At 58.5% G+C, this 26,197-nt stretch carries 18 protein-coding genes and 7 pseudogenes; 14 read left to right on the top strand and 11 right to left on the bottom strand.

The features are described 5' to 3' along the window. The first annotated feature begins 699 nt into the window (after positions 1 to 699). Together istA and istB are read left to right on the top strand one after the other, a co-directional pair. The gene (gene istA / locus IVB19_RS38900) at positions 700 to 2,238 is read left to right on the top strand and encodes an IS21 family transposase (RefSeq protein WP_247821835.1); all 1,539 of its coding nucleotides are present in this window, start codon (positions 700 to 702) and stop codon (positions 2,236 to 2,238) included. A gap of 15 nt (positions 2,239 to 2,253) precedes the next feature. Beyond that, positions 2,254 to 3,015 (top strand): IS21-like element helper ATPase IstB, encoded by a 762-nt coding sequence (gene istB / locus IVB19_RS38895; RefSeq protein ID WP_247821834.1) that lies wholly within the window; start codon positions 2,254 to 2,256, stop codon positions 3,013 to 3,015. Between the two features lie 82 nt (positions 3,016 to 3,097). Here istB and IVB19_RS38890 read toward each other — a convergent pair whose 3' ends face one another. Then, positions 3,098 to 3,349, bottom strand: coding sequence for a hypothetical protein (locus IVB19_RS38890; protein WP_247821832.1), 252 nt, complete (start codon positions 3,347 to 3,349; stop codon positions 3,098 to 3,100). Here IVB19_RS38890 and IVB19_RS40985 point away from each other — a divergent pair. Beyond that, complete coding sequence (locus IVB19_RS40985) at positions 3,348 to 3,512, top strand: hypothetical protein (RefSeq protein ID WP_524536803.1); 165 nt, start codon at positions 3,348 to 3,350, stop codon at positions 3,510 to 3,512. The two genes, IVB19_RS38890 and IVB19_RS40985, sit on opposite strands and share 2 nt — an antisense overlap. Positions 3,513 to 4,069: 557 nt before the next feature. Here IVB19_RS40985 and IVB19_RS38885 read toward each other — a convergent pair. Together IVB19_RS38885 and IVB19_RS38880 are read right to left on the bottom strand one after the other, a co-directional pair. After that, positions 4,070 to 4,336 carry a hypothetical protein gene (locus IVB19_RS38885; RefSeq protein WP_247821830.1) on the bottom strand — a complete coding sequence of 89 codons (267 nt, stop codon included), beginning with the start codon at positions 4,334 to 4,336 and terminating at the stop codon, positions 4,070 to 4,072. Between the two features lie 789 nt (positions 4,337 to 5,125). Further along, a pseudogene (locus IVB19_RS38880) lies at positions 5,126 to 5,564 on the bottom strand (IS66 family transposase); the annotation flags it as partial. On the opposite strand from IVB19_RS38880, the pseudogene IVB19_RS38875 reads away from it, so the two are divergent. After that, positions 5,563 to 6,357, top strand: a pseudogene (locus IVB19_RS38875) (IS110 family RNA-guided transposase). The pseudogenes IVB19_RS38880 and IVB19_RS38875 overlap by 2 nt on opposite strands. A gap of 525 nt (positions 6,358 to 6,882) precedes the next feature. Here the strand turns inward: IVB19_RS38875 and ectB are convergent. Continuing rightward, positions 6,883 to 8,130 (bottom strand): diaminobutyrate--2-oxoglutarate transaminase, encoded by a 1,248-nt coding sequence (gene ectB / locus IVB19_RS38870; RefSeq protein ID WP_247822302.1) that lies wholly within the window; start codon positions 8,128 to 8,130, stop codon positions 6,883 to 6,885. A gap of 515 nt (positions 8,131 to 8,645) precedes the next feature. Here ectB and IVB19_RS38865 point away from each other — a divergent pair. Both IVB19_RS38865 and IVB19_RS38860 read left to right on the top strand, forming a co-directional pair. Continuing rightward, complete coding sequence (locus tag IVB19_RS38865) at positions 8,646 to 8,975, top strand: hypothetical protein (RefSeq protein ID WP_247821826.1); 330 nt, start codon at positions 8,646 to 8,648, stop codon at positions 8,973 to 8,975. A gap of 152 nt (positions 8,976 to 9,127) precedes the next feature. Beyond that, entirely contained in the window at positions 9,128 to 9,391 is a 264-nt protein-coding gene (locus IVB19_RS38860; RefSeq protein WP_247821824.1) for a hypothetical protein, read from the top strand. On the opposite strand, the gene IVB19_RS38855 is transcribed toward IVB19_RS38860, so the two are convergent. Next, positions 9,370 to 9,693, bottom strand: coding sequence for a hypothetical protein (locus tag IVB19_RS38855; protein ID WP_247337951.1), 324 nt, complete (start codon positions 9,691 to 9,693; stop codon positions 9,370 to 9,372). The two genes, IVB19_RS38860 and IVB19_RS38855, sit on opposite strands and share 22 nt — an antisense overlap. Then, positions 9,690 to 10,750, bottom strand: a pseudogene (locus IVB19_RS38850) (IS256 family transposase). The gene IVB19_RS38855 and the pseudogene IVB19_RS38850 overlap by 4 nt, the downstream one beginning before the upstream one ends. A 281-nt stretch (positions 10,751 to 11,031) precedes the next feature. Here IVB19_RS38850 and IVB19_RS40980 point away from each other — a divergent pair. Together IVB19_RS40980 and IVB19_RS38835 are read left to right on the top strand one after the other, a co-directional pair. Further along, a pseudogene (locus tag IVB19_RS40980) lies at positions 11,032 to 11,980 on the top strand (IS5 family transposase). Between the two features lie 525 nt (positions 11,981 to 12,505). Then, a complete protein-coding gene (locus IVB19_RS38835; RefSeq protein WP_247821821.1) occupies positions 12,506 to 12,871 on the top strand; it encodes a hypothetical protein in 366 nt (121 codons plus the stop codon). Between the two features lie 243 nt (positions 12,872 to 13,114). Here IVB19_RS38835 and tnpB read toward each other — a convergent pair whose 3' ends face one another. The 5 genes and pseudogenes from tnpB to IVB19_RS38810 all read right to left on the bottom strand — a co-directional run bounded on the left by tnpB (position 13,115) and on the right by IVB19_RS38810 (position 17,756). Next, positions 13,115 to 13,507 (bottom strand): IS66 family insertion sequence element accessory protein TnpB, encoded by a 393-nt coding sequence (tnpB, locus tag IVB19_RS38830; RefSeq protein WP_247821820.1) that lies wholly within the window; start codon positions 13,505 to 13,507, stop codon positions 13,115 to 13,117. Between the two features lie 561 nt (positions 13,508 to 14,068). Beyond that, positions 14,069 to 14,730 (bottom strand): annotated as a pseudogene (locus IVB19_RS38825) (IS5 family transposase); the annotation flags it as partial. A 739-nt stretch (positions 14,731 to 15,469) separates the two neighbouring features. Continuing rightward, on the bottom strand, positions 15,470 to 16,396 hold the full coding sequence (locus tag IVB19_RS38820) for an ornithine cyclodeaminase family protein (RefSeq protein ID WP_247821818.1): 927 nt from the start codon (positions 16,394 to 16,396) through the stop codon (positions 15,470 to 15,472). 1 nt (position 16,397) lies between these two features. Further along, the gene (locus IVB19_RS38815) at positions 16,398 to 16,667 is read right to left on the bottom strand and encodes a hypothetical protein (protein WP_247821817.1); all 270 of its coding nucleotides are present in this window, start codon (positions 16,665 to 16,667) and stop codon (positions 16,398 to 16,400) included. Positions 16,668 to 16,739: 72 nt separating this feature from the next. Further along, the gene (locus IVB19_RS38810) at positions 16,740 to 17,756 is read right to left on the bottom strand and encodes a Rossmann-fold NAD(P)-binding domain-containing protein (RefSeq protein ID WP_247821815.1); all 1,017 of its coding nucleotides are present in this window, start codon (positions 17,754 to 17,756) and stop codon (positions 16,740 to 16,742) included. Between the two features lie 773 nt (positions 17,757 to 18,529). Here IVB19_RS38810 and IVB19_RS38805 point away from each other — a divergent pair. The 6 genes and pseudogenes from IVB19_RS38805 to IVB19_RS38780 form a co-directional block, all read left to right on the top strand. Then, positions 18,530 to 18,883, top strand: a pseudogene (locus tag IVB19_RS38805) (ATP-binding cassette domain-containing protein); the annotation flags it as partial. An 11-nt stretch (positions 18,884 to 18,894) separates the two neighbouring features. Beyond that, the gene (locus IVB19_RS38800; protein ID WP_247821813.1) at positions 18,895 to 19,806 is read left to right on the top strand and encodes a dihydrodipicolinate synthase family protein; all 912 of its coding nucleotides are present in this window, start codon (positions 18,895 to 18,897) and stop codon (positions 19,804 to 19,806) included. 739 nt (positions 19,807 to 20,545) lie between these two features. Continuing rightward, positions 20,546 to 21,547, top strand: a complete 1,002-nt coding sequence (locus IVB19_RS38795; protein WP_247821811.1) for an ATP-grasp domain-containing protein — start codon at positions 20,546 to 20,548, stop codon at positions 21,545 to 21,547. A 305-nt stretch (positions 21,548 to 21,852) separates the two neighbouring features. After that, positions 21,853 to 22,771: pseudogene (locus tag IVB19_RS38790) on the top strand (integrase core domain-containing protein). Between the two features lie 1,011 nt (positions 22,772 to 23,782). Then, positions 23,783 to 24,583 (top strand): ABC transporter ATP-binding protein, encoded by an 801-nt coding sequence (locus tag IVB19_RS38785; protein ID WP_247821809.1) that lies wholly within the window; start codon positions 23,783 to 23,785, stop codon positions 24,581 to 24,583. Continuing rightward, on the top strand, positions 24,580 to 25,398 hold the full coding sequence (locus IVB19_RS38780) for an ABC transporter permease (RefSeq protein ID WP_247821802.1): 819 nt from the start codon (positions 24,580 to 24,582) through the stop codon (positions 25,396 to 25,398). Before IVB19_RS38785 ends, IVB19_RS38780 begins: the two co-directional genes overlap by 4 nt. The last annotated feature ends 799 nt before the right edge of the window (positions 25,399 to 26,197 follow it).

Genomic DNA, 26,197 nt, shown 5'->3' with positions numbered 1-26,197 from the left:
TCTTCGCACGTAACGTCCAAGCACGACGGATCGAACGCAAGCCCGGTCCGGAGAACTTCCAAGAATATCGCTGCTTTGGCGCAATGCCGGAGCCCGTGGCGCCTGGCTGAAGCGAGCACGGCACTTCAGGACAGACAGGCTGCTTTGGCGCGCGTGGTCCGAGCCACGCAAGTTCCACCGATGCCAGCCGCGAGCTCGACATGCGCGAAGAACCAGATTGTTTTACCAGAATCGTGATTCCCAGCGGGCGTGATTTCTGATTCAAACTTCATGCTGGAGAACGGCGCGCCAGCAGGGAAGACGCGACCGTATTCAGAATACCTTCCTGAACGAGCCCTGGCGCGGGCGAATGCGGGAGAGACGGTTCGCTCGATCGCAGAAGCGCTTCAGATCACCCATGCTGTGTAACGAAGTGGAAGATTCTGCCACGGTAGAACGAGGTGTTTCGCCAGGCAAGATTGGCGCTCACAAGAAGCCGGTTCTGTCCGCCGATGCTGACCGGCTGCGCAAGCGCGTTCTCTCGGAACTGCGTGTTTCGCGGGATCGTGAGCACAGATTTCACCGCATCGTGAGCAACGATTTCAGAGGATCGTGAGCAGCGATTTCAGGCGATCATGAGCACCGTTTGGCGGTGCCGGACGCTTCGGCCGACAACTCAACCGGGCTACGGGTTTCTCATTCAACCAATGAGGAAGCCTGATGCCTACCCAGAGATTGTCGATGCGCCGGATCCGAGAAGTTCTACGTTTGAGGCATCAGGGCCTGACCGAGCGCGCCATCGCGCGGACGTTGGGAGTGAGCAATGGTGTCGTGCATGGCTACGTGCGTCGCGCCCGCCTTGCCGGGCTGAGCTGGCAGCTGCCGGAGGGCATGGATGACGAGGGCCTGGAGCTGCTGCTGTTCCCGGCGCCAAAGGCTGCCTCGCAAAGCGACCGACGACCGTCCCCCGACTGGGTTTATGTGGAGAAGGAGCTACGCCGGCGCAGCGTGACACGCCTGCTGTTGTGGGAAGAGTATCGCGCCGCCAATCCAGACGGCTTTGGCTATACCTGGTTTTGCACGACTTTCGAGGCCTGGAAGCAGCGGGCGCAGCCGAGCATGCGTCAGACCCACATCGGTGGGGAGAAGGTGTTCGTCGATTTCGCTGGCGACACCATCGACATTTTCGATCCCATCACCGGCGAAGTGCGCGCCATGAAGCTGTTCGTCGCGGCGATGGGGGCCTCGAACTACACCTACGCCGAGGCCTGCCCAAGCGAGAGCCTGTCCGACTGGATCGGCGTGCATGCCAACCTGTTCAGGTATCTCGGCGGCGTGCCGAAGTTCGTGGTCTGCGATAATCTCAAGGCCGCCGTGACCAACCCCGATCGCTACGATCCCGGGATCAACCGAACCTATGCCGAGATGGCCGGTCATTACGGCACCGCGATCCTGGCGGCGAGGCCGAGGCGGCCAAAGGACAAGGCCAAGGTTGAGGTCGCCGTCCAGATCGCCCAGCGCTGGATCCTGGCCCGCCTGCGCAACCAGCGCTTCTTTTCCCTGGCGGAGCTCAATGCGGCCATCCGCGGCCTCGTCGTCGAACTCAACGCCCGCCAGATGCGCGGTTTTGGCTCCAGCCGGACCGAGCTGTTCGCCGAGATCGATCGTCCCAAGCTGGGAGAACTGCCGGACCAGCCCTACGTCTTTGCGCGCTGGAAGCGTTGCCGCGTCGCGCCCGACTATCATGTCGAGATCGACGGCCATTGGTATTCCACCCCTTATCGGCTGATCCGTGAACTCGTCGATGTCCGCATCGCCGACAAGACCATCGAGGTCTTCCAGAAGGGACAGAGGATCGCCAGCCACGCCCGCGCGCCCAACCGGCGTGGCCATACCACCATCGCCGATCATATGCCGAGCGCCCACCGCCGCTACGGCAAATGGACGCCGGGAGGATTGATCGCTGCCGGCGAGAAGATCGGTCCCTCTGCCGCGGCGTTTTTCCAGGCCGTCATCGCGGCCCGGCCGCATCCCGAGCAAGGCTTTCGCACCTGCCTCGGTATCCTGTCGCTGGCCAGGAGCTACGACAACGCGCGTGTCGATGCCGCCTGCCGACGCGGCATCCTGATCAAGGCTCGCTCCGTCGCCTCGATCCGTTCGATCCTCAAGAATGGCCTTGATCGCGCTTTTCTCGACGAGACGTCCGACCACCAGCCCCTGCACCACGGCAACATCCGCGGTCAGGGCTATTTCCACTGATAGGGAGACCCCCCAATGCTGACACATCCGACCCATGAACGGCTGATTACGCTCGGCTTGACCGGAATGGCCAAGGCCCTCCAGGAGCAGCGACGATCACCGGATCTCGATGCCCTGTCGTTCGAGCAGCGCGTCGGATTGCTGGTCGATCGGGAAGCCGCCGAGCGCGACACCAAACGTCTCACGACCCGTCTCAAGTTCGCCGCGTTGCGCCAGAGCGCATGCGTGGAAGACGTCGATTTGCGCACGCCACGCGGTATCGATCGCGCCGTCTTCGCCAGGCTCGTCGGCGGCGACTGGATCGACCGCAACGAGAACCTGCTCGTCACAGGGGCAACCGGGCTCGGCAAGAGCTGGATTGCCTGCGCCCTCGGCCACAAGGCCTGCCGCGACAATCGTTCGGTCCAGTATCACCGCGTCCCGCGCCTGTTCGAGGCGCTCGCCCTGGCTCGCGGCGACGGCCGATATGGCCGGCTGCTCAAAACCATCGGCCGCGTTCAACTTCTGATCCTCGATGATTGGGGCCTGTCAGTTCTAAATCCGCCCGAACGGCGCGACCTTCTGGAGATCCTCGATGATCGCCACGGTCGCGCCTCCACCATCGTCACCAGTCAGGTCCCTGTTGAACATTGGCACGACGTTATCGGCGACCCAACCCTCGGCGACGCCATCCTGGACCGCCTCGTTCACAACGCTCACCGCCTTCAACTCTCCGGAGAAAGCATGCGAAAACAAAACGCCCGCAATCACACTCTTGACGCCAACTCAAACCCCTGACCCAATAACCATGTCGGCCAAAGCGGCTGCTCACGATCGCGCGAAATCCCTGCTCACCATCGCGTGAAATCACCGCTCACCATCAGCGAAATGCGCAAGAACCGTTCACCTTGCGGAAGCTGACACAGGAGCTGGCCGCGCGGCGTATCAAGACAGACGTGCGGGTCGGTGTGTTGTGCATGCCGAAGGGCTGAGTTTCAAAAAAACGAGACTGCCAGCCGAACAGGATCGTCCCTACATCGCGCGTAAACGGGCCCGCTGGAAGGCCCATCAAGGCCAAGATTGACGCTTCACGGTTGATCTTTATCGACGAGACCTGGATCAAGACCAACATGGTGCCACTGCGCGGTTGGGGACCAAGTGGAGCGCGGCTCCAAGCATCCGCGCCTTTCGGTCACCGGAAGACGATGACCTTCATCGCAGCTCTGCGGCACGACCAGATCAGCGCACCTTGGGTTATAGACTGCCCCATCAATGGCGAACTCTTCGCCCTCTAGTCGAGAAGGTGCTGGCTCCAACTCTGGCAAAAGGCGAGGTCGTCATCCTCGACAACCTCCGCAGCCACAAGGGCCAGTCCGCTCGAAATCGCGATCCGCGCCGCCGGAGCGCACCTGCTCTTCGTGCCGCCCTACAGCCCTGATCTCAATCCGATCGAATAGGTATTCGTCAAGCTCAAACACATGATGCGACCTGCGGAGCCGCGCGATCTCGAGGCAACCTGGCCTAAGGTGGGCGAACTCCTCGGCCTCTTCTCTGCGGAGGAGTGCGCCAACTACCTCAAAAAGTCAGCCTACGTTTCCGTGTAAAAAGCATCGCGCTCTAGCAGTCCGCATCCGTATGACGCTGCCCATGGGAGGGAGAGTTCTTTCGCTACTAATCACCCTGCGCGGTTGGCCGCTCTGATTTGGGCATCTCGGAGCGTCGGCACTCATGCGGCAACTCGCCATGGCGATCTATCACGATAGCCGAAGACCTGTTCCTTGTGGTGTGATCCTGTTGATGATGTGCGTCTGGTCGGAAGAATTCTCGAAACGGGGCCAATTGGGACGGCATATCACACCGCTTCCGACCGGCCTCCGGGGATATCCAGATCCATTTCGACTGAAACCTCGACAATGGCTTCTGCATGATGGTCATTTTCCGCCAATGCGTATTTGAGCGCTTGAGCACGTGTCAGGAACAGGCCTCCAAAAATACCGCTTTGCTCGCGGGCGACCCAGTTCCCGCGGCTATTCTTGCCAACAAAGACGACTAATGGTCTGCGGCTGGCAGAAGGGCACTCCTCGACTTTGTGTGTCATAGCTTTGAAGGGCTCGTCCATCGGTCAGCTGCATACTCGTTGACGACTGCCGTAGCATACTCGTTCGTCCCGTATAACTTCGAGCCCAGGCCCTACCGATCTCATAAACGCTGCTGTGCTAAGCGTCGGCACCGCGCCAGCCGCAGGGCCCGGAGTCCTTGGTACACTTAGCTCACGTTGGGAGACAACCAACTCGATACTCACCGTCTTAGGCCGACAAAAGCGCCGGGACCGCGCAGTTGGCGTGATCTGCCTAAAAAATGTGTCCAGAAGCCGCACATTCGTCCGAACCACTCGAGAAACAGTTATCGGCAACCTGATTGAGGCTTGCTCTGCGTTCGCTACACCTTTTTCGTTTACCTCAAAGCAACAGACGTGCCATTTTGCTCATGGTGAATAGGTCTTGCTTACCAGATGCACGCGGCCCAGCATACCTAGGGAGTGGCCCAACCAATTGTGTCGGTTCTTCGCCATCAGCGGTCTGGTAGCGAACATCGATCGCAAGAGACGATACCAACCGCCGCTCAGGACCACATTGGCATACGCTAGGCGATGAGGCGTTATGCTGCTTGGCCTAGATCCATGAATCAGCCAAGTGAGCTCCTTGCGCGCGATCTACGGCAGCGTTGCGTGTGCGGCTCTGGACGGCATCGCTCGTCGAGCCGATGAGCCGAATGGGTGGCAACGCTTGCAAGGAAAGCTACGCTTGCGGATCGGCGCCGTTCATTTTCGCCGTGACGATTAGGCTGTACATGGGCTCCGCGGGCCGTCCGCCGCGATCAGAGCCGCAGAACACCGAGGAGTTCCGGCCTCGCCGAGCTTGCGAAGGCGATTGCTGCCGCAGCATTGACAAGCCGTAGGCCCGTCGATCACTACGGGCTCCCGGGAAGGTGCACGGGGAAGGTCTGGCGCCCGGCGCGGCTTGCGCGTAAATCCGCGCACCGTGGCCGTCTTCGCCATGGCCGTTCTGCCGCCAGCTCGTCCTCGGTGGCGTCGCTTCCAGCTCTTCGAGTACCAACGCGAATTGCTCGATCAGCCGCGTCGAACGGTCAGACCGCAGACCATAGATCTGATGGTTTAGGTTGGCGATCTGCAGCTTATGCTGTGCGATCAGCGCCTCGTCTTCCGACACTTTCGCGCGGGCGACCGCGAGTTCGGCGGCGATCTCCAAACCCTTCGTGCGCTCGACTGCCAGTGCTTTCTTCAGGGCGGCAATCTCATCCGGAACAGCGTCGCGGTCGGCATCCATGCGGCGCAGTGAATCACAGATGGACGAGATGGGACTCGCCAAGAGCGATCAGAATGATGCGCGAGGGCTTGCCGAACTGGTGCGGGTTGGATGGTATCGAGAGGTCAAAGTCAAAAGTGAGGAGAGCCAGAAGATCCGAGCGATCCTCGTCGCCAGATCTCGGCTAGTGTCCATGCGCCGAGACATCGAGAACCAGGTTCGCAGTTTGATCAAGGAACGTGGATTACTATTCCCTCGCGCGATCGGCCAACAGTTCCGCAACCAGGTCAGCGAACTCTTGGGCGTTGATCATTTGCTTCTTAGGGTAGTATCGCCGCTGCCCTCGATCCATGAGAACGTTTGTCAACAACAAGGTAAGTTCGACAACGAGGTCCACCGGTTGGCAAAGCTGGACGAGACAACGCGTCGCCTGATGACGGTCCGGGGGGTCGATGTCGTGACGGCCCTAACGTTCCGCCACACGATCGATGACCCCTCCCGCTTCCGATCGGCTTCGACGGTCGGCGCCTACCTCGGCCTTCCGAGGCGCAGCCAATCCGGCGAAACCGACGCCAATGGAAAGATATCTCGATGGGGCGACCGGCTTCTCCGAACTTAGTTGTTCGAGGCCGCCACTGTCCTTCTTTATCGAACCAAAAAGTGGTCCTCCGTAACGGCCTGGGGCATGAAGCTCGCCAAGCGGATCGGCATGAAGAAGGCAAAGGTCGCCATCGCCCGAAAGATCGCCGTGATTCTCCCCTGCATCTGGGTCGATGGTACATCGTTTGACTGGGGCCAGCCGAAGCCAATCTGATATTTGCTCGCAAATTCCTGGTCCGGTCCGCCGGACTGGCGATGTCCCGCTGGGCGGTGGTCGTGGTGGCGGTTCGCCCGCACTCCGCTGCAAACGTTGAGGCGCCCGATCCGGACATATCATGAGGCGCTCGCGACCTCGGAAAGGACCATGACCCCAGCTACGACATCAACCCAACTCCGCTGAAGCGGCCAACGACGTCGGTTGCCAATCCCGCCAGGCAATCGTCTCGCCACCCGCGATCGCTCCGACTCCGCAACCTGACCCGCTCCGACGGAGCAATCGCTACCGGCGTGTCACTGGAGAGAAAAAGAAGGGTAGCTTGACAACAAACCGCAATTAAAGGGCCGATTGACAATCTATTCTGGTGAATCCCAGCCTTTAACGGTGACGACCTGCCGCACAAAGAATTTGCCGAGCTTTTTTGAGTGCGACGGAAGGATTGTTCGGCCAATCTCCGTAAGTTCAGAGGTGTGTGCGGCATCTGCACGAGAATGGATCAGCTCGCTCCGATCGTTCTCGATTTCAACGCTTCGGCCCGCTCAAGGCATACTCGAATATATCCAGACCTTCCGTCAGCGTTTCACGGTCGATCGTGAGTGCAGGAAGAAATTTCAGGACCTGATCAATCGCTCCGCATCGCTCAATCATTAATCCGTGTTCAAATGCCCTCCGTGAGGTCGCCTGCGCGATCTCGGTCGTCTTGCAATCGAACCCAAGCGCCATGCCTCGCCCCCGAACAGCAAAACCGTTTCCGTGCTTGTATGCAATGTTCTCCAGCCGGTTTCGCATAAGCAATCCCATGCGCTTCACCTCCTGCACGAATGTCGAGCTGCGCCAATATAAATCTAGAGCAGCCTTTGCGGATACGAGCGCAAGGTTATTTCCCCGGAAGGTGCCTGTGTGTTCTCCAGGGTGCCATGCGTCGAGCTCCTCCTTAATTAACAACATTGACAGTGGTAAACCATATCCACTTAGCGACTTTGACATTACGACAATGTCTGGGTTCAACCCCGCGAACTCGAAGCTAAAAAAATCGCCCGTACGACCACAGCCCATTTGAATGTCGTCTACTATGAAAACGGCGCCAGCATCGTTTGCTATGGTCTGAATTGAGTGCAACCATTCCTTGCCGGCGACGTTTATGCCTCCGTCGCCTTGAACAGTTTCGACGAGAATGGCAGCCGGACTGTCCATACCACTGCCCTCGTCCCTCAGCACCTTTCGCAGGTAATCGGACGTATTCTCAGCCGGACCAAGATAGCCATCATACGGCATGAAAATTGCGCCAGATAGTAAAATGCCGCTTGCTTTGCGGTAACAGCGATTTCCGCTCGCGGCAACGGCTCCTAAACTCATGCCGTGATATCCATTCGTGAATGAAATGACATTTTGACGCCCGGTGATCTTGCGGGACAGCTTTAGAGCTGCCTCAACAGCATTAGCCCCGGTCGGCCCCGTAAACTGAAAACGGTACTGCAGATCGCGTTTCTTAAGTATAACAGAGTTGAAGGTCTCCATAAACTCGCCTTTAGCAGGAGTGGCTAGGTCGAGACCGTGAATCACGGCATCCGATGCCAGGTACTCGATTAGAGCAGCTTTGATCTCCTGATTGTTATGGCCGTAATTTAGTGCTCCCGCACCGGAGAGGAAGTCGATAATTTTGCGGCCGCTGTCGGTCAGCATGATGGACTCTCGCGCTGTGGTGAAAACAGCTGGAAAGGAGCGTGAGTACGTGCGCACAGCGGATTCTAGAGCTTCAATGGTGGTCATGCTCATGTGTGTACCTGCCTTTGTTTAACAAAGCGCGTTACCGAAAGCGCTTGCCAACGCGTTATCTCTTCGGAAGGAAAGCACGTGTTCGCTCTGGCGGTCCTACTTAGCGCCGTGAGAAACTCCTGCCCCCAAAGTGGACGGTTCATCAGCGTTTGAGCCCAGTACGGTAGGCGCGGTCGGATATGCCAGAAGCCACCAGGAAGAATATGGGTCTCTCCCTGTCGCAGAAGCCAGCTGTTTTGCGCATGCGATACTCCCTCGCTTGTGTTGTGCCTAAAAAAGCAATAGCCATGCCAGCCAGATTCAGAGCGTAGTCCTGAGAATTTGCCAGCAAACAGGATTTGACGCTCGGTGTCTTAGACCGGACATCATTTGCGCCACGTCAGAAATCGGACGGGATTGTAGAGGTGGTCGCAGGAATGGCACCGGGCAGCTGGCAAAGCTCGCTGCAGGTGAGGCTCGCGCACTACTCTTCCTCGAAAGGAAAGGAGGCCGACGATCGAGGAGCAGCAATGCACAAGCAGATCGATATATCCACGCGGCAAGCGGCAGCCAGCCAAGCTGGTGCTGTGTCGCGCCTTAATTCGAGCACTTCCGGGTCGCGTAGCTCCTGCGGAGTTACGCGCCGGCTGCTGGGTGGACGAATTCAAATCATGATCGTCCTGACCGTGCTGATTCGTCGCTTTCAAGTGCTGGTCGCCACCTTGAACTTTAGGGTGATCCATCACAGCAACTCGTCTGTTATCCCGGGCTATGGCAGCGCTCGTCAAACCTCGATCTTGCGACTGAAGAGGTCCATGCCGGCGGCGAGCTACAACCAGCGCTCCACCGTCAAAATGTAGGATGTCCCCAGCGCCAGTGTCGATGCGTCATAGCCGCTATTGCGGATCGATGAATTTCGGCAGCGTGAGTACGTCATGGTCAACACCTAGCCAACTCCGCGCAAAATTACGCATCCGGGGAGCGGCCCCCTGGCGTGCTTTGCTGGCATTTGTTGACGAAGGGCGAGGATTACCTGTGGGCACGCCCGGCACTGGTCGCCATCAAGACCCGCGCGATGCAACTTCAAGCCGGACATCCGCAACAGAAAGGCAGCCGGCGTGGGCCAGCGTATGCCTACAACATCAAGGCATTGCGCGACCGCGAGGTGTTGATTGCCGCACAGGCGGAGCAAAGCTACGAGCGCCTGGTGAGGCAATGGAAACCACGGCGGCCAAAAACCGGCGCGCGGGCGCCTCAGCTCGGCAAGACAAAATAGGGCAGCCTGGTGGCGCTTGCAGCCGATGCGCCACGCTTCGCCACGAGGTCGCCCGCGCCCACCCAGGATAATCCCGCCTGACGGCAAGTGCCAGCCAGGAATGCAGTCCCGTTCCACGCCAGCATGCCGCCGTGCTCGGGCCGGTCAAGGCCAAGCCTTGCGGTGGCCGCAAACGCGGCCAGCCTTGACCGCCCCTGCGCGCGGCGGCTGCGAGATCGATGGCCGGGACGGAAGAATGGCCCGCGGCGCAGCCGAACAAAAGAATGGACGTACGCGATTTCTGCAATCGTCATCTCGGTCATGAAAAAAATCGCTTGTCCATCTCATCCGTCGTCCGCAAGTGTTTCCAGTGCTCGGCCGGGAAGTCGTAGAACGCCAGTAGCGTGTCTCGATCCTTGCTCAGGCAATCGGCGGCCTTCTCGTACTTCAGCGCGTAGCTCTCGATGAAGGTGTCGAACGCCAGCTCGGCGGCGAGCTTCGTTTCAGCCATCCAGATCTCCTGCAACGCGCGTTTGGACTCTTCGGCAACTTGGCGAGCACGTTGGCGGTCTTGTGCACCCAGCAGCGCTGCTCGCGCGTTTTCGGCCAGACCTCGCCGGCCGCCTTCCAGAACCCGAGTGCGCCATCGGCGATGGTAAGCTGCGGCGCCACGTCGAGCCCGCGCCGCTTCAGATCGAGCAGCAGATCGCGCCAGTCCTGCGCGCTCTCGCGGGCGCCATCGGTGAAGCCGACCAGTTCCTTGCGGCCTTCCGGGGTCGCGCCGATCAGCACCAGGATGCACTGCTTTTCGTCTTCGAGGCGCGCTTGAAGATGGGTGCCATCGGCCCAGATGTAGACGTAGCGCTTCGCCGACAGATCGCGCCTCTGCCACGCGGCGTGCTCGTCGAGCCAGCCATCCTTCAGGCGACCGATGGCGGATGCCGACAACCCGGCAGCATCCTTGCCGAGCAGCGCAGCCAGCGCCTCAGCGAAGTCGCCGGTCGAGACACCCTTCCGGTAAAGGATCGGCAGCAGCGTCTCGATCGACTTCGACCGGCGCATGTAGGGCGGCAGGATCGACGGCGAGAACCGGATGCGGGCAGGATCGGCGGCGTCCGCTTCGCGATCGCGTACACGCGGCTGGCGGACGGCGACCGGACCGATGCCGGTCATAACCTCGCGCTCCGGCAGGTGACCGTGGCGGACGACGCGCTGGTGGCCGTCCAGGGTCTTCAAATCGGCATGCTGGCCTAGAAAGTCTGCAACCTCGGCCTCGACCGCCTGGGCCAGCAGGGCACGCGCTCCATTGCGCAAGACTTCTGTGAGTTGATCGTCGAAGATTCCTGGCTGAATCAGATGGATGACGTTATCGTTGGACACGGCATATCGCTCCTTCGGTGGAGAAGTGGAGGCGTCAAGCACCCCTACGATATGCCGCCTTTCCGATTCCCGCCGTCACCAACTTTGGGCGATAGCTCCTCGGCGGTTCGATCTCCGAGCTTGAGCTAGTCGTCCGTGAAGAGCTCCCAAGCTGTTGATTTGGAATCTGGAAACGGCGTTTTGCCGTGACCGGATTTGCCGGAAATCGGTTTTTCGATCGGGATTCCTTGCAAACTTGATTTGTGATTCACTCGCCTTTGACTGGGTTGGCGAGGAACGAGATGCGACCACGGGAGCGGATCCAGACGGGAGCGCAGGACCTTTCCGGTCCCGGCTCGATCAGATCATCGACATGAAGCATCCGCTGGTCGCGCTGGGCCGCACGGTGATTGGAGTTCCTGGAGGAGCGGTTCGGCGAGGTGTACACCGATGATCCCGGGCGGCCGCCGCTGCCGACGCGGTTGATGGCGGGGCTGGCGATCCTCAAGCACACCTACGACCTGTCCGACGAGGTGCTGTGCGAGCGTTGGGCCGAGAACCCCTATTACCATACTTCTGCGGCGAGGAGTTCTTCCAGCACCGGCTGGTGTTCGATCGCTCGTCGCTGACGCGCTGGCGCAACCGCATGGGCGAGGAGCGACTGGCTGCGCTGATTCAGGAGAGCCTCTTGCCGCCAGGACCAAGGCGATCAAGCCGTCTGACTTGTCTCGGGTGATCGTCGACACCACGGTTCAGCCCAAGAACGTGACGTTCCCCACCGATGCGAAGCTTCTGAACGGGGCGCGCGAGAAGCCGGTGCGGCTGGCGCAGCGCCATGGGGTGAGCTTGCGTCAATCCTATGCGCGGGTGGGCAAGTTCGCCCTGATCCAGCATCAGCGCTACGCCCACGCCAAGCAGTTCAAGCGCGCCAACCGGGCGCTCAAGACACTGCGGACCTATCTCGGCCGCGTGATCCGCGAAATCGGCCGCAAGATGGCAACAGCGGGCTCGAAGCCGCGTTTGCAAAGCTGCTGCCGCTGGCGCGGCGCGTGCGCGAGCAGCAACAGCGTCCTGCGGTGGCCCGTCTTGAAGAACCCCGCATACGCGGGTGCCTTCGTCTATGGACGAACCCGCTTCCGGCCACCGAGGCGGGAGGGCGCCCTGCCGCAAAAGGCTCAGCGGGCGATTGAGGAGTGGCGGATCGTCGTCAAAGATCGATATCCTCCCTATATCGACTGGCCAAATTTATAAAAAACTCCGAGCCGTCATCAGAGAAACCGAGCCGAATACATGCGCATCAGAACCCGAGGCGCCTCGCAATGGCGAGCTTCTGCTCCACGGCATCGCCTGGTGTGCACGACGTGGCCATAAGATGTACGTCCGCTACAGGGGGGGCGGCGAGCATGTATGCAATCACCTGCGGACCCAGGAAGGCCAGCCGACCTGCAACACATCCGGGCCCCCCCTATCGATGCGGCCGTTGCCGATGCATTCCTAACTGCATTAGCGCGGGCCGAACTTGATCCTTATCGCACTCCCGCCGGGTGCCTTACGGCCAGCGCAGAACGAGAGCTCGAACACAAGTGATACACGGCGGCGCTCGCCGAGCGGCAGTTCAATCGAGCTGATCCCAGCCAATCGCCTGGTCGCCTCAGAACTCGAGCGCCGATGGGAAGCGGCGCTAACCGATGTGCGCGCCGCCGAAGAGGCGCTTGCCCGACAGACGCCCTCCAAAGCCATCACACAAGGGCCATAAGCAAGGAGCTCGACAACAAGGTGATCAGCCTCACCCGCCGCTTGCCGCAGATATGGGCTGACGAGACTATCTCGGATGCGCATCGCAAGGCGTCGTTGCGATGCCTCATCGAAAAGGTCGTCCTCGACCGCGGTGAGCACGACTTGGCCCTGGCCAGGATCGTCTGGCGAGGAGGCGCCGTGACGGAGCTCGAGGTGAGGATGAGCGTCAACTCCGTCACCAGATTGACGCGAGGCACAGAAATGCGGGCGCTCACGGTTGCCCGCGACGGCGTCCCAGACGACGAGATCGCCGCATTCCTTACTCAGGAAAGCCACCGCTCTCCTCATTGCCCCGAAAGGTGCTGCCCATCAACGTTGGGCGGCTCCGTCGTGCCGCTACCATGAAGGTGACTACCCAGCGCAACCGACTCGGTGCATGCCGACTCACTCCTCAGCCCGCCCGAACTGGCCCGAACGCTTGAGATCCCGGTGAACTGGATGTATGTGCAGATCCGAAGTAAGCGTTTGCTGATTGATCGCAGTCAAGCCGCGCCTATCCCTGTCCGAATACACCATCTGGCGCTATCGGAGACCTTCGAAGCCAGGTCATTGCGCAACAAGAATCTGTCAGCCTAGGAAGAAAGGGCATCAACATGGATCGAGCAGGTAGCCAAGCTGGGCGTTGGTGATTGTCACCACGCCATCAGCCGGCGCCGGCCACAGGAAGCGGCCGCGCTCCAGCCGCTTGGCATAAAGCGGCATGCTCAGTCCATCGTGCCAAAGGATTTTAATCAGCTTGCCGGTTTTGCCACGGAACACATAGAGGTCGCCGCCGTGCGGGTCTCGCGTGAACGCTTCCTGCACCAGCAAGGCCAGCGAGTTCATGCCGCGACGCATATCGGTGTGGTCGGTCGCAATCCACACCCGCACGCCCGACGCAATGGGGATCACCGTAAGCGTCGATCTGCCAGCGCCGCGACGGCGGCCTTCAGCGTCGCCGCGTCGACCGTACCCGTGATCCGCATCCGAGCCCGGCAGCAAAATCGATCTCGATCGACCCGCCGCAGATCGCCCCACTCCGCAGCAGCGAACCGCTCGTACCCGCTTCATGCACGTTCACTCCGTGAAGGAGAAATCGTGCGGCCCAGCGGGCCGAGGGCTCACTGACAATCGTGGACTCTACGGTGCTCAGCGTCGAGCTTGTGCAGGAGTTGGGCCCAGAAGCGCCTTACTCGACAGCAGCTGATTGCGGCTGCACGCACAAAGGGAGCGGTTTGATCGAAGAAGCCGCAGACGACAAAACGATGACGATCAATTTTGCGCTTCAGACGATCGATGGAAGCGTGGGCTGGTGTCACTCGGCGGCAAATCTTCGGGTCGCATTCACAAGTGATATCACGCGAACGCGTCAGTCTTCGTCGAGGGGCAACAGAACTGCACAAAAGTCGAGGCTGGCCCCGCCACACGGCACGCCGCCATCTGCGCAGCGCATGGCGCGCACGTCGGATTTTGCGCGAAACGGGTAGTTTTCGCACGACAAAAGCGCTGAAGCACGGAGGCGAGCTTACGAAAAGCGAAGAAGGTGGCGCCCAGTTTCTCTTATCGGGTAGGGATACGCCGGAACTGCTTCAGCCTTTTGAAGAAGCGCTCGACGTGGTTGCGCTCACGACAGGTGGCTTTCTTCCAGCGGAACGGCTTCTTCCGGTGGGATTTGTTGGGAAATGTTGGGGATCGCACCTTGATCACGGATGTAGGCACGAACACGATCGGCATCATAGCCTTGGTCGGCGATGACGACGGTGCGAGGGCTCAAGGCCTTGAGCAGGGCCTCGGCGCATCTGACGTCGTGGGCCTTGCCGGGCGTGATGATCAGGCGGACCGGGCGACCTTTCGCGTCGACGCGCGCGTGGATTTTCGTGGTGAGGTCGCCCCGGCTTCAGCCCACGCAACGATCTCCACCCCGGCCTGCTGATGCACGCGCACGATCGAAATGTCGATCAACTGAACCTTGCCGTCGTGCGCATTGACGACGGCAACCATCAGCCGATCTCAGGTTCCTGCTTTGCGCCAGCGGTTGAAGCGATTGTATGCGTCGTTTAAGGCCCGTGTCGCTCAGGCAGATCGCGCCAGGGTGCACCCGCGCGCAATATCGAGAAGATGCCGTTGAGAACCTTACCGTTCTCCTTCGGCTTCGGCCCGCGCCGATCCATTGGCAGCAGCAGCTCTATAGCGCTCCACTCGAAACCAGTCAGATCGTATCGCAGTCCGAAGCTTCAGAGCTTGAATGACGGTTCGATGGTACGAAAAGCGTCTATTGAGTACAGAAGCCAATGCTCAAGCTGCCAACCGCAAGGGGAGGCAAGAAGAACAACTGGCAACAAACAGACAACGTGGATTGCTGCTGCGCATCCAGGCAGCGGGATCTCGCATTCTTGAAGGGACCAACTACTCCGGAATATGAAAGACGTTAGAGACGGTCCACTTCGGAAGCGCTCGTAATCCTTCGAATGCTAGCCTCACGTCAGGTGGTGCGGCATTGCCGCAGCCTTTGGAGGGACGGGTTGGAGGTGAGCAACCTTAAAGCTCCCGCTGTGAAAGCAAATCAGGCGAGAGGTCGGGATAGACCCGGGTTGGGTGAGAGGAAACTGGGTCGCGGCGGGCAGCATGCGGCGTAGTAGTAGCCGTCAACCGGCCCTGCCACTTTGAGGCTCAAAAGATGCTCATTCTCGCGGAGTGACAATCGCTCCCAGATCTCTATGCTAACGTCTGCGACGTGGTTGTCAGCTACTTCGAGTGGGCGAAGAACCTGACGTGCATTCTGTTCGGATTGCTGGAACGACGGCCCGAGAAAGGCGAAATCAGACCATGGCCACTGCGTCGAACAGATGACTGGCACCGAGTTCCCTGCCGATATGCGGGATCACCTCTTCAAGGGGGCGCAGAGATCGAGCTTGCCCGGCGCTGGTATCGCCCTTGAGCTTCGACCATTTTAAGACGTTCCCGCTAGTAGGATACAATTGTCCCCAAGCCGTGCTGCTCTGCGATGTCGAGTATGGCGGAACCTATCGCGATATCATGCAATGCAAGGCCGACGTTGAAAACAACAACGCGATCGGCGTTCTGAGCTCTGCCGGCGATCCTTCCTACGATGACATCGCTAACAGATCCGAGAACTCGGGAAATATCCCTATAAGGGGAGCCTGTAGCAATAACGTAGCTTTTGAATTGCTCAACGTCATCAGCCAACAATAAATCCGAAGCCGTCGTTATATCCTGTGACCATCCACGAACATGGACGGGCAGAACCAAGCTGCCCTCCTTGACCCATCCGAACTGGAAGGCCACGTCCTCCAATCGACTTGTAGCGGTCACGACGATGTCAGCGGTGCGGATCGCGGCCTCAGCTCCTTTCGCGCGAACGATCGTTTGTTCGGAGCAGGTCTGTTCAGCCAACCGGCTTACGGCAGTCTCGTTGATATCCACCACTTGGAACTCCGCGGCGGGGTGAATCAATGAGAGCATTTTTACATGGTACAGGCCCTGAAGACCGGCACCGACTACCGCTATCCTATCCACGCGGTCCGGCGACAAGTACTTGCAGGTGATAGCCGACGCTGCCGCCGTCCGAACCGCTGTGAGGTAAGTCGCATCCATCACGCAGACAGGTAGGCCCGTTTCCGGGCTGTTTAATACCAAGAGTCCAACCATGTTCGGCAAGCCAACCTGCTGATTACCTGAGAAACCAGCAATCCATTTGAGGCCAGCTCGGCGTTGCTTTGGAAGCCAGCCAGCCATTGCGTGAATGAATGTGTCGCGAGTTGGATGGATTCCGATCTTAGGTGGGTTCTCGAATGCGCCATTGCCGTGATCACGAAGAGTCTCTTCGATAACGTCTAGTGCTGAGGCGAGTGGCAGATTAGCCCGCGTCACATCATTTCGACTTAGCCATCTTACGATACACATCGTTACCTCGTCTGTTGATGTCGAGATCGCCTTGGAACGGTTTGGTCATCCGTTTTGGAGGAGGGATCGCGCCGAATTGGTCCAAGCAAAATTTCAGCTGAGGTTCGGCGATTTGCTGCTGATCATCCGGTGACACGCGCGCCTCACGTACATCCAGAACCAACTCATGGCCGAAGCGAACGTCGGTGTTGTTTTTTGCTGGGTGCTTGCGACAGTAACTCTCGCCGAGACTGGTCAATCAGTCTTGATTGTGAATGCCGGCAGGCCAGCGATTGGAGCGGCTTGCGAATGTCATGCCCTCGGACGCAAGTTATTTGGCGTGATCATTCGAGGTCTGAGCATCATTTTCTCCCCGTACTGCTATGGGCTTCGTTGTCTTCGAGGAGAGATAGATCTGCACTGTTCGGAGTGTTGCCTCTATGTCGGAAAACAAGAGCGGCAATTTTGGAGCTAGCTTTTTATTGTTGTGTTTGATGAAGCGGAGAAATTCGTCGCTGTACATGTTCACATAGTTGAGCTTTCTGACCTCTGCGTTCGATAACGCCGGGATTGACGATAGATCCACTATCGTGCGCGGCTCTAGCCGCTGAAGGCCGTTCAGAAGGATGGTCGCGTATTCATCATTGACGTCGGCGGTTGCGATAATAACGATCGAACGTGATTCGCGTTCTTGTCCAATTTCTTCAGGGCGCATGAGCGTGACTCCTATATCAGCGCAAGACCGGAGACGTTTGCGAAGAGATTTAGGGTTTCGCGTCACCACTATGGTAGAATGGAATCGTTCTCCCACGCCGCTTCTGATCAGCCCGCGGCCAAGCATACCTGCCCCAATGATGTAAAGTCTGTCGGGTTGCTCTCCATTCGGAAGTCGGTCAGCTATGATGTCTCGGACGATCTGATCATAGTTGAACGAGGCGATGAATCTTAGTCGCTCGCGCGCGGCACGACCAACGTCAAGGGCAAACCGTGCGACATGGAAAATCGGAAGGTTTGGACTTACAAGTCCGATAGCCTTCGCAAGCTGATGACTCACGTAACTCTCACCGAGGATCTGGGAATGAGCGCTGGATGCGATCTCGGCGAGACGTTGAGCAACTGCGACGGTGCCCTCGATGCGGTCGTATGATAAGCCAGAAAATATCGTGCTATCGACATTGTTGAGTGCAGATCTCTCACCATAGGCTTCAACTCGTACACAGGTTGTGAGCAGGAGAACTCCACTGCTCGCAAGTTCCGTCGCAAGTGGCTTTGTCTTCGCCGAAAGCTGCGCCATTGCGAAGGGTGTGGTCATCTGGTGATCAACATAAACGCCATGGAGCTCGGTCATTGTTACCTTCCGAAGTTTATTGAAGCTCAAGGAGCAGTTGACGACGAACGCCCTCGAAATCGAGGTCTTCCGCCGATCGCTGGCGGTAGACGCAGGCCGGTATCGCGGCCCGTCGATTTAGATCAGGCAGGTGAATTCGGCTTTGTGGTGCCCGAAATGAGGAACCTCTGGTCCAGGTCCGCGCGTTCTTTGGAGGACGGACAGACTTTCCGATATACATGTCCATGGAACGCAACCTCACGATGCCTGACACGTCGATTTCCTTTTTGCATGGAGCGATGCCGTTTCATTTGGAGCTACACCTGTCTGCAACAAGAGAATTCCAAAAATCGTGCCAACTGCGCAGAAAGGAGCTTCAGAAGAAACCTTCTGCATGTTTGTCAAAGGTCTAGCGCGAGAGAGCGAAAGGAGGCGAGCCGAATACCGCTCCGTTTTCCGTTCGACAAACCCGACACTTGTCGGTTTTCTGCGCGTCTTTAAGGAGTGGCTGATCTTCCGCAGGAAACCGTAGATTTACGTATCATGCAACCGCGCCCCCATTGTCCGCTGTGGAACATGCGCACAGCAGCAGCGAGCCTTCCGATTGCTCCTAAACAGAGTCTCTGGTCTGGCTCAATAAATGCAGGAATGTCCGCGATTGCGTCACGGTGTGGAAAGAAATTATCCAATGATACCCTCTCCGACAAGCCGTGAAGGCCAAGCTTCCGCGAGCCGCAGAGCTGGCGAACGGCTTCCAAAGCTACGCTGGCTTCCAACACCTGATAGTCGTCGCTGCCATCGCTAGGGCGCTCGCTATGCAGCCCACCATCATGCTTTTCGACGAGCCGACCTCGGCGCTGGACCCAGAACTAGTGGGCGAGGTGCTCGCCGCGATCCGCCAGCTCGCCGCCGAAGGAATGACCACGGTGATCGTCACCCATGAAATCGGCTTCGCCTATGAGCTAGCCGATCGAGTGGTCTTCATGGACCAAGGAGTCGTTGCAGCCAGCGGAGCTCCGCGTGAACTCCTGCTTTCGAACGCAAACCCGAGGCTCGCTGCCTTCGTCGGCCGGTTCACTGAGCAGGCCCGTCTTCTCGGCCCCCTCACTTCGCAGGCGGCCGCACCTTCAACCACATCTCCAGCATAGGACAGTAGATCATGACCAACGTGAACTGGGGCGGTATCTTCCCCGTGCTCGTCACTCCCTTCGGCGTCAATGGCTCGATTGATGAGACCAGATATAAGGCGCTCATTGACGATGCGATCGCCAATGGCGCGCAGGGCGTCGTGGCGGCCGGCAGCACCGGAGAATTTTATGCGCTCACCAAGGCCGAGCGCGCGCGTCTCTACAAGTTGACCGTTGACCATGTGGGCGGCCGCGTTCCCGTGCTGGCGGGCGTCGCCGACTTGCGTGTCGAGGACGTGCTTGAAGCGTGCCAATCGGCCGTGGCAGCGGGATGCGCGGGGGGCATGATCCTGCCACCTATCTACGCCATGCCGAGTCCGCGTGAGATCGTCACCTTCTTCGAACACATCTCCCGTAACACGTCACTGCCGCTGATGCTCTACAACAGCCCGCGGCGCGCTGGCGTCGACATCACGCCAGCCCTTGTGGAGCAGCTCTCCGCACTGCCAACGGTGGTCGCGATCAAGGATAGCTCCGGCGTCATTACTCAAGTGACTGAACTTGTGCAGCGTGTCGGGAACAGACTTCGTGTCTTCGTCGGCTACGAGACAATGATCGTGCCCGCCCGCGCTGTTGGTGCCCACGGCGTTGTCGCCATGGCGCATCAAATCGCAGGGCCTTTGATCCGCGACTACTGGGACAAGGCCCTGAATGGTGACAAGGCATTGGATGATCTCGGCCGCGATGTCTTCGCCTTCTATCGTTGCTTCCAGTCCGGATCCTATTACGCGGCCATCAAAGAGACCATGAGCCAGCTCGGTCGGAGCGTGGGTGACCCGCGTCTGCCGCTGCTGCCGTTGGCAGACGAACAGAAGGCGGCCATCGCGAAGATCATCTCCGATGCTGGTCTTACTCGCTGGGCTAAGGAAGGAGGAGCAGCATAGGCTTCAACCCTGTCATACGCGAGATCATCGACACCATGCCGACTAGCAAATGCGTTGGTTTCGACGCAGTGATCGGTGTTGGAAAGCAGATACTGCGGGGCTTAGCGCGAACCTTTTGTATCGGCACACTCCGGCTCAAAGATTTTGGTCTACCCGTGCTCCGGACTATCGGCGTTCTAAACACACGTGACGCTGTTGCAAGAACAGATTTGTCAATGACAAAGACATTGACCAGGTTATCGCACAAGCGGCCGGTTCGGCAGGTATGCGTTTTGAGCCGCAAACCCGTGAGTCCTGACCACATAGCGGAGAGCAGCTGGTGGGTGTTGAAATCATCGCCTACGCCAGTTCCTGTCACAGCTTTCATCGTCGAGCGGTTCAGCTGTTCCTGTGCAACGCGCGCCGAACCCCATCGACGTAGAGTGACGCGGACCGACTGTGTGGTCGTTGTCCCCTTTCCAACAACGGCAGATCATTCTGTCAGGTTCAAATACGTCATGTGAGTGTTGACTTTTCGAAGTAGGGTCAGAAGCTTACACCGCGCGGATAAGACTGGCACAGCGATTGCTAATATGATCCTGCAACACTGAGCGATGGCGTAGTTAGATCCCCGAACTTCACAGAGACAGTCAGATCGTTGCGAAATGACCCGATGTTAACCTGATTTACCAGGACGCTTCAAGGACAAGAGCTCTGCTGTGCGGTTAATGGCCGTCGGTTAGCTATATAGGAGAAGGTGATGAGATTGCTCATGCTCATAAACAGCCTCGATTGCTTAGGCGAAAATGATGCAGTTCTTAGCAGCGCGTTTCGTCGGTTCGGCTGGCAAGTTGTTCTCGGCGAAATCAATGCCGTTGCGGCGGATGACTACCGCTATTTCACACGAGGAGTGCTCATACCAGAAAACTCTGAGCCGTACTCTCCGGGGTCAGTTGCGCCTTGGACTCGAGAAATATATTTTTTGGATGAATGCCAACTTATTTGGGTCCTAGGGTCACCCCAAGCTCGCGTGTATCGAGATGTCTGGCGCATGTTGTGGTTAGCTTCACAACAGACGCCTTTTGTCAATAGCATTGACGGGCTGGTCTTCCTAAATAGTAAGCATGCAATCGGCCATGTTGTCCCAAAAGAGAATCGAGTTTTTTCATATATATCGAATGATTTCTTCTCGCTGTGGGAGCGCTATCAGAAGGCCCCCAAACAGCGGTGGGTGGCGAAGCCGCCAAACTCCGGCTGTGGGCAGAACGTTTTCATGCTTCCTCACAACGGATCAAACGTTCGAACAATCCTCCAATGCCTCACTGGAAACACTGTCGCGCAAAGCGAAATGGATTATGGCGGACTCGGTGGATTCAAAGCTGAATATGCGATTCTCCAGAAGTTTATTCCCGAGGTCGTGCAAGGCGAAAAACGCATCATCGTTGTTTGTGGTAAGGTCGTTGCTTGGCATGGTCGGCAAGCCGATCCAAATGATCACAGATCAAATCTAACGCAAGGAGGAAAAGCGATCCCGGTCGATTTGAATTCCAACGAAATGAAACTTGCTGAGTTGATTGGCAAGAAGTTGATGGCCCACGGAATCAATTTCGGTGCGATGGATATGGCTTATCCGTATGTTATTGAATTCGATCTTGGATTCCCAGGTGGCTTTTACGACGGCAAACGAGTTTCTGGGGTGGACCGCTCGGATCAGGCTGTGGAACTGATCATTGCTCATTTTACCAAGCATTGGCCTTCATGATTTTGTTGGGTTTCGCTCGGGAGAGCAGTGCGCCCAATGTCTGTATCCCGAGGCACGTTCGCCGGAGCAGCTGGGTTCGGAGCGAATAAGATAGCATCGGGGAACCGGTGCGGCCAACTCGTTGGTCCCTAAGGGGAAGCGGATACCACGGATGAATGTGCAGAAGCCCCGAGCTTTGACGGAGCTTTGGGACGGGATTGGACAGCAAAAGGGACGTCCATTTGGACGGCCCATCAGGAGAGCCGGTCGGGTGTTTGGTCCCAAGCTTTGACGGTGCATTTTTATCGCGATTCGAAGGATGCGCTGTGGGGCAAGTTTTACACGGCTGCGCCACCACGACGGAGGCAATCCGTCGAGCAATACAAAAGTCAAGGGAGCCTGAGAGCGCTCGCTAGGCGCTATGGGATCAATCAAAAGACCGTCGCGAAGTGGAAGGAGCGCGAGGCCTTGCTTATCTCCCGGACAGGCCCGAAGGAAGCCAAATTCGACCGTGCTTTCCATCGAGGAGGAGGCGATCATCGTCGCTTTCGGGCCGCATACGCTATTGCCGATCGATGATTGGCTCTATTCGCTCCGGCCAGCCATCCCCGCATCGACGCAATCATCCCTGCTTCGGTGTCTACAGCGCCACGGCATCAGCCTATTGCCGGAGGTCGAGCGAGCAAGCGTCTGAAGAAAATGTTCCAATGTTCAAGGCTGCCGATCGGCTATTTCCACACGACGTTGCTGAGCTCCAGACCGCCGAAGGCAAGCTCTACCGCTACGGCGCAATCGATCGCACCAGCAAGTTCGCCTTCGTACAACTGGTCAGGAAGGCGGGAAGGACCTCCGCCTCGGCCTTCCTCGAACTCTCATCGCTGCTGTCCCCTACAAGATCCACCGGCTCACACCGACAATGGGATCCAGTTCACTTCCACCCGCGCTACGCGGACGGCGCGACGGCAAGATACGCAACAGATATGTTCGATATGCGCCGCCAAGAGAATGGCATCGAACATCGGCTGACCAAGATCAAGCATCCATGGACCAACGGCAGGTCGAGCGCATGAACCGCACGATCAAGGAAGCGACTGTCCAATACTACCATTACGATCGAAACGAAGCACACCTTGCGACTTCATTGATGCGCACAACTACGCACGGGAGTTGAAGTCCCTGAAGGCCTCACGCGCTCGAATACATCTGCAAATAGTGGACTTGCCAGCCAGAATGATTCAAACTTAATCCACTCCAGGAAAATGCCAGGACTAAACGTCCAGGCGGCGCATGCTCGAAAGCCAACGAACGATACGCCCCAGTTAAGAACAACGAAGGCGCGTGGATTCGGCAGGCGCCCGTTCGGCTGGCGCGAAAGGCCACAACCATCAGATAGCGACCACTGCTTCTAGTGTAAGGCATCTTTGATCGCGAAGTATCAACCCGCGGGGCCCCAAAGGCATGCTGGCGTGCGCAACGCGCTGGCGAGAGGATTCCGACGGGTTCTGTTCGATTTCTTCCATCCGGTGGCTAGAACGTGACGTTGAGCTGCTTGACGAGCTGGTCCAACTATCAATTGAACGGGGGCCGATCCGTTCAGCATCCGATCGTAGGCAGCCGGTCAAGGCACGGTCTTGCAGCTGGCACGGTGTTTGCTGGAAACCACCATACGCGCGCCTGCGTGTGAGGGTCAGTAACGTCGCCGAGCCGACGACGCGCCGTTTCGCACCTTCTTGAGCCGGAGCGAATGATTAGAACGTGGGAAATTGCGTGCATTGAAGCAGTTGAACTGCCAGATCGTCGAACCAATCAGTTCAATATGGTGCTGCATGGCTGAATGCACATGTATGGCGAAGTCATCGGAAACCCCTTGGATGCCACGAGTGAAACGGCCTTTGAACAGAAGCCTCGTGGGATCGGACACGCTGCGCATTCGCGGCAGCAGTAGCAGCTCTCGGGCGATCTGCCAAACCAGACGAGATCAAGATTTGTTCGAGCACAAAGTGACCTTCTTTCGCGACCAGAGTCATCCAAGGACGCCGACCAGCGACTTGTTGCCCAATTGAGAACGCTGGTGCCCCATCCGATGCTCGGTTTAAATCTCTTGGTTCCGCCTGTGGAGGTCGGCAATGAGCGACACACCGATCCTATCCTCTCCGACCGACTGTGCCATCTTAGCGATTGGCTGGGGTTGAGACTCGCGACCAATTGCTGCTCACCGAGCACTTGTCCGTCCAGAGGTAAGCAAAAATGGCCCGCATGACCGAAAATGACAAGGCTTGCCGCGTGGCTGTCGCCGGCCGCCCCACGTCCGCGGCAATCGCGGTCGATCACCTCGTCAAGGTCTATAAGCAGACCCGCGCCGTCAACGACATCTCCTTTTCGCTTCCTCGCGGCAGCATCACCGGGCTGCTAGGCGGCAACGGCGCAGGCAAGACCACAACCATCGCGACGATCATGGGCCTCGTGCTGCCGACCTCCGGCCGCGTGCAGGTGCTCGGGCATCGGATGCCGGAGGACAGCGCCGCCGTGCGGGGACGGATGAATTTCGAGAGCCCCTATGTCGACATGCCGATGCGGCTCACGGTGCGTCAGAACCTCACCGTGTTCGGCAAGCTCTATGCGGTGAAGAACCTCTCCGAGGGCATCGCTGAGCTGGCCTGCGATCTCGATCTCACCGAGTTCATCGACCGCGCCAACGGCAAGCTCTCCGCAGGACAAAAGACGCGCGTTGCGCTTGCCAAGGCGCTGATCAATCAGCCCGAGCTGCTGTTGCTGGACGAGCCGACCGCCTCGCTCGATCCCGACACCGCCGACTGGGTCCGGGGGCATCTGGAGCGTTATCGCAAGGCGAACAACGCCACCATCCTGCTGGCCTCGCACAACATGCTCGAGGTCGAGCGGCTCTGCGACCGCGTCATCATCATGAAGCGCGGCCGTATCGAGGACGACGATACGCCCGAGGCCATCATGGCGCGCTACAACCGCACCACGCTGGAAGAGGTGTTTCTCGACGTCGCGCGCGGAAGGGTGAACGGCGCGCAGGAGGCGGCACGATGACCGAAATCTCCCTCCACCGCGGTATCTCCATGCACCGCATCGGCGCGATGATCCTGCGCTACTGGTATTTGCTGATGGCGTCCTGGCCGCGGCTGCTCGAGCTGCTCTACTGGCCGGCGCTGCAGGTGATCACCTGGGGCTTCCTGCAGCTCTATATCGCGCAGAATGCCAACTTCTTCGCGCGTGCCGGCGGCACCCTGATCGGCGCCGTCATCCTCTGGGACATCCTGTTTCGCGGCCAGCTCGGCTTTTCGATCTCGTTCCTGGAAGAGATGTGGGCGCGCAACCTCGGCAATCTCATGATGAGCCCGTTGAAGCCGATCGAATTTCTGCTGTCCCTGATGATCATGAGCCTGATCCGGCTCGCGATCGGCGTCATCCCGATGACGCTGCTCGCGTTGTTCCTGTTTCACTTCAACGTTTATGCGCTCGGCGTGCCGCTGATCGCGTTCTTCTGCAATCTGATCTTCACGAGCTGGTCGGTCGGCATCTTCGTCTCCGGCCTGGTGCTGCGAAACGGCCTTGGTACCGAGAGCATCGTATGGACCTTGATGTTCGGGATCATGCCGCTCGCCTGCGTCTACTATCCGGTCAGCGTGCTGCCGGTCTGGTTGCAATATGTCGCCTGGACGCTGCCGCCGACCTACGTGTTCGAAGGGATGCGCGCGCTGCTGATCGAAAACACCTTCAGGACCGATCTGATGCTGAGCGCGTTGGCCATCAACGCGGTGCTGTTGATTGCATCTTTTGGGGCGTTCCTTGCCCTTTTGCGCAGCGCCAGGAATCACGGGTCCCTGCTCTCCGGCAGTGACTAGACGTTCTGCAAAACTGAACGGCTGACGGAGTTATGGCAAGTCACGCCATTGCAGGTTCACCTCTTAGCGGAGGGAGGAGCACCATACCCCTGACGAAGATCGAGACACATGTATCTCATCGAACAGTTTTTTACGTGAGACAACACTTTCCTCCGGCGTCTAATCCAAGTAGTGCACGAGATGCTCGCAGGTGAGATATCCGACGACCTCTCGCCGGACAAGGGGAGCACACCGAACCGCACTTTCGAGCCACTGGCGGTCAGCTCGCCGCGTTCGATGCCGCTAATCGGCCGTTCGAATGAACCGAGCGCATCAGCACGCCAGCTACCGAAAATCACGCCATTGGCCATTCTAGTGGAGGACTGAGCAACAAGATCAACGTCGCTAGCTAAAGCGGATCGAGACGACCTTCGCGCAATGTTGGGACGCTGGCTCCGAAAACCCGGGAGCCCTGCGGTGTGGTTGGGCTCCGGCCGAGCTTCCGCCGGGTGGCGCGAATCCGAAGTTCAAGTTCGACCGCAATCCTGATAGAACGGGTGGTGGCGCGCGACGTCGAGGATGTTGCGCCAATGTTGATGCCGAAATCGAGAGGCCATACTGCGGTATGTGGAAGCTTGAGCAATGCCTCGGCCGCGTTCAACACCACGCCCAGGAGGGTGGCCAAATGGGGCGAACGGTCGGGCCTAAGCGGGTCGATGGTTTGCGCGACCGCTCCTCCAGACCTCTTTCATTGCCAAGCCAAACAGCGCCTGCCACACGCGCGTTGTTCGAGGTGTTGCGCCGTCACGGCCATAACGGC

The sequence above is a fragment of the Bradyrhizobium sp. 187 genome (genome assembly GCF_023101005.1).
GTDB classification, from domain to species: Bacteria; Pseudomonadota; Alphaproteobacteria; order Rhizobiales; family Xanthobacteraceae; genus Bradyrhizobium; species Bradyrhizobium canariense_D.
This window is presented reverse-complemented; position numbering and strand designations above follow the sequence as displayed.

What these genes read in the sequence shown, in the direction of transcription:
- IVB19_RS40985 (WP_524536803.1), top strand. Translation starts at nt 3,348, where the DNA reads ATGGTGCCACTGCGCGGTTGGGGACCAAGTGGAGCGCGGCTCCAAGCA.
- IVB19_RS38785 (WP_247821809.1), top strand. Translation starts at nt 23,783, where the DNA reads ATGACCGAAAATGACAAGGCTTGCCGCGTGGCTGTCGCCGGCCGCCCC.
- IVB19_RS38810 (WP_247821815.1), bottom strand. Translation starts at nt 17,756, where the DNA reads ATGACCGAGCTCCATGGCGTTTATGTTGATCACCAGATGACCACACCC.
- IVB19_RS38865 (WP_247821826.1), top strand. Translation starts at nt 8,646, where the DNA reads ATGCACAAGCAGATCGATATATCCACGCGGCAAGCGGCAGCCAGCCAA.
- IVB19_RS38855 (WP_247337951.1), bottom strand. Translation starts at nt 9,693, where the DNA reads ATGACCGAGATGACGATTGCAGAAATCGCGTACGTCCATTCTTTTGTT.
- ectB (WP_247822302.1), bottom strand. Translation starts at nt 8,130, where the DNA reads ATGACCACCATTGAAGCTCTAGAATCCGCTGTGCGCACGTACTCACGC.
- istA (WP_247821835.1), top strand. Translation starts at nt 700, where the DNA reads ATGCCTACCCAGAGATTGTCGATGCGCCGGATCCGAGAAGTTCTACGT.
- IVB19_RS38795 (WP_247821811.1), top strand. Translation starts at nt 20,546, where the DNA reads ATGAGATTGCTCATGCTCATAAACAGCCTCGATTGCTTAGGCGAAAAT.
- IVB19_RS38890 (WP_247821832.1), bottom strand. Translation starts at nt 3,349, where the DNA reads ATGTTGGTCTTGATCCAGGTCTCGTCGATAAAGATCAACCGTGAAGCG.
- IVB19_RS38885 (WP_247821830.1), bottom strand. Translation starts at nt 4,336, where the DNA reads ATGGACGAGCCCTTCAAAGCTATGACACACAAAGTCGAGGAGTGCCCT.
- IVB19_RS38800 (WP_247821813.1), top strand. Translation starts at nt 18,895, where the DNA reads ATGACCAACGTGAACTGGGGCGGTATCTTCCCCGTGCTCGTCACTCCC.
- IVB19_RS38780 (WP_247821802.1), top strand. Translation starts at nt 24,580, where the DNA reads ATGACCGAAATCTCCCTCCACCGCGGTATCTCCATGCACCGCATCGGC.
- istB (WP_247821834.1), top strand. Translation starts at nt 2,254, where the DNA reads ATGCTGACACATCCGACCCATGAACGGCTGATTACGCTCGGCTTGACC.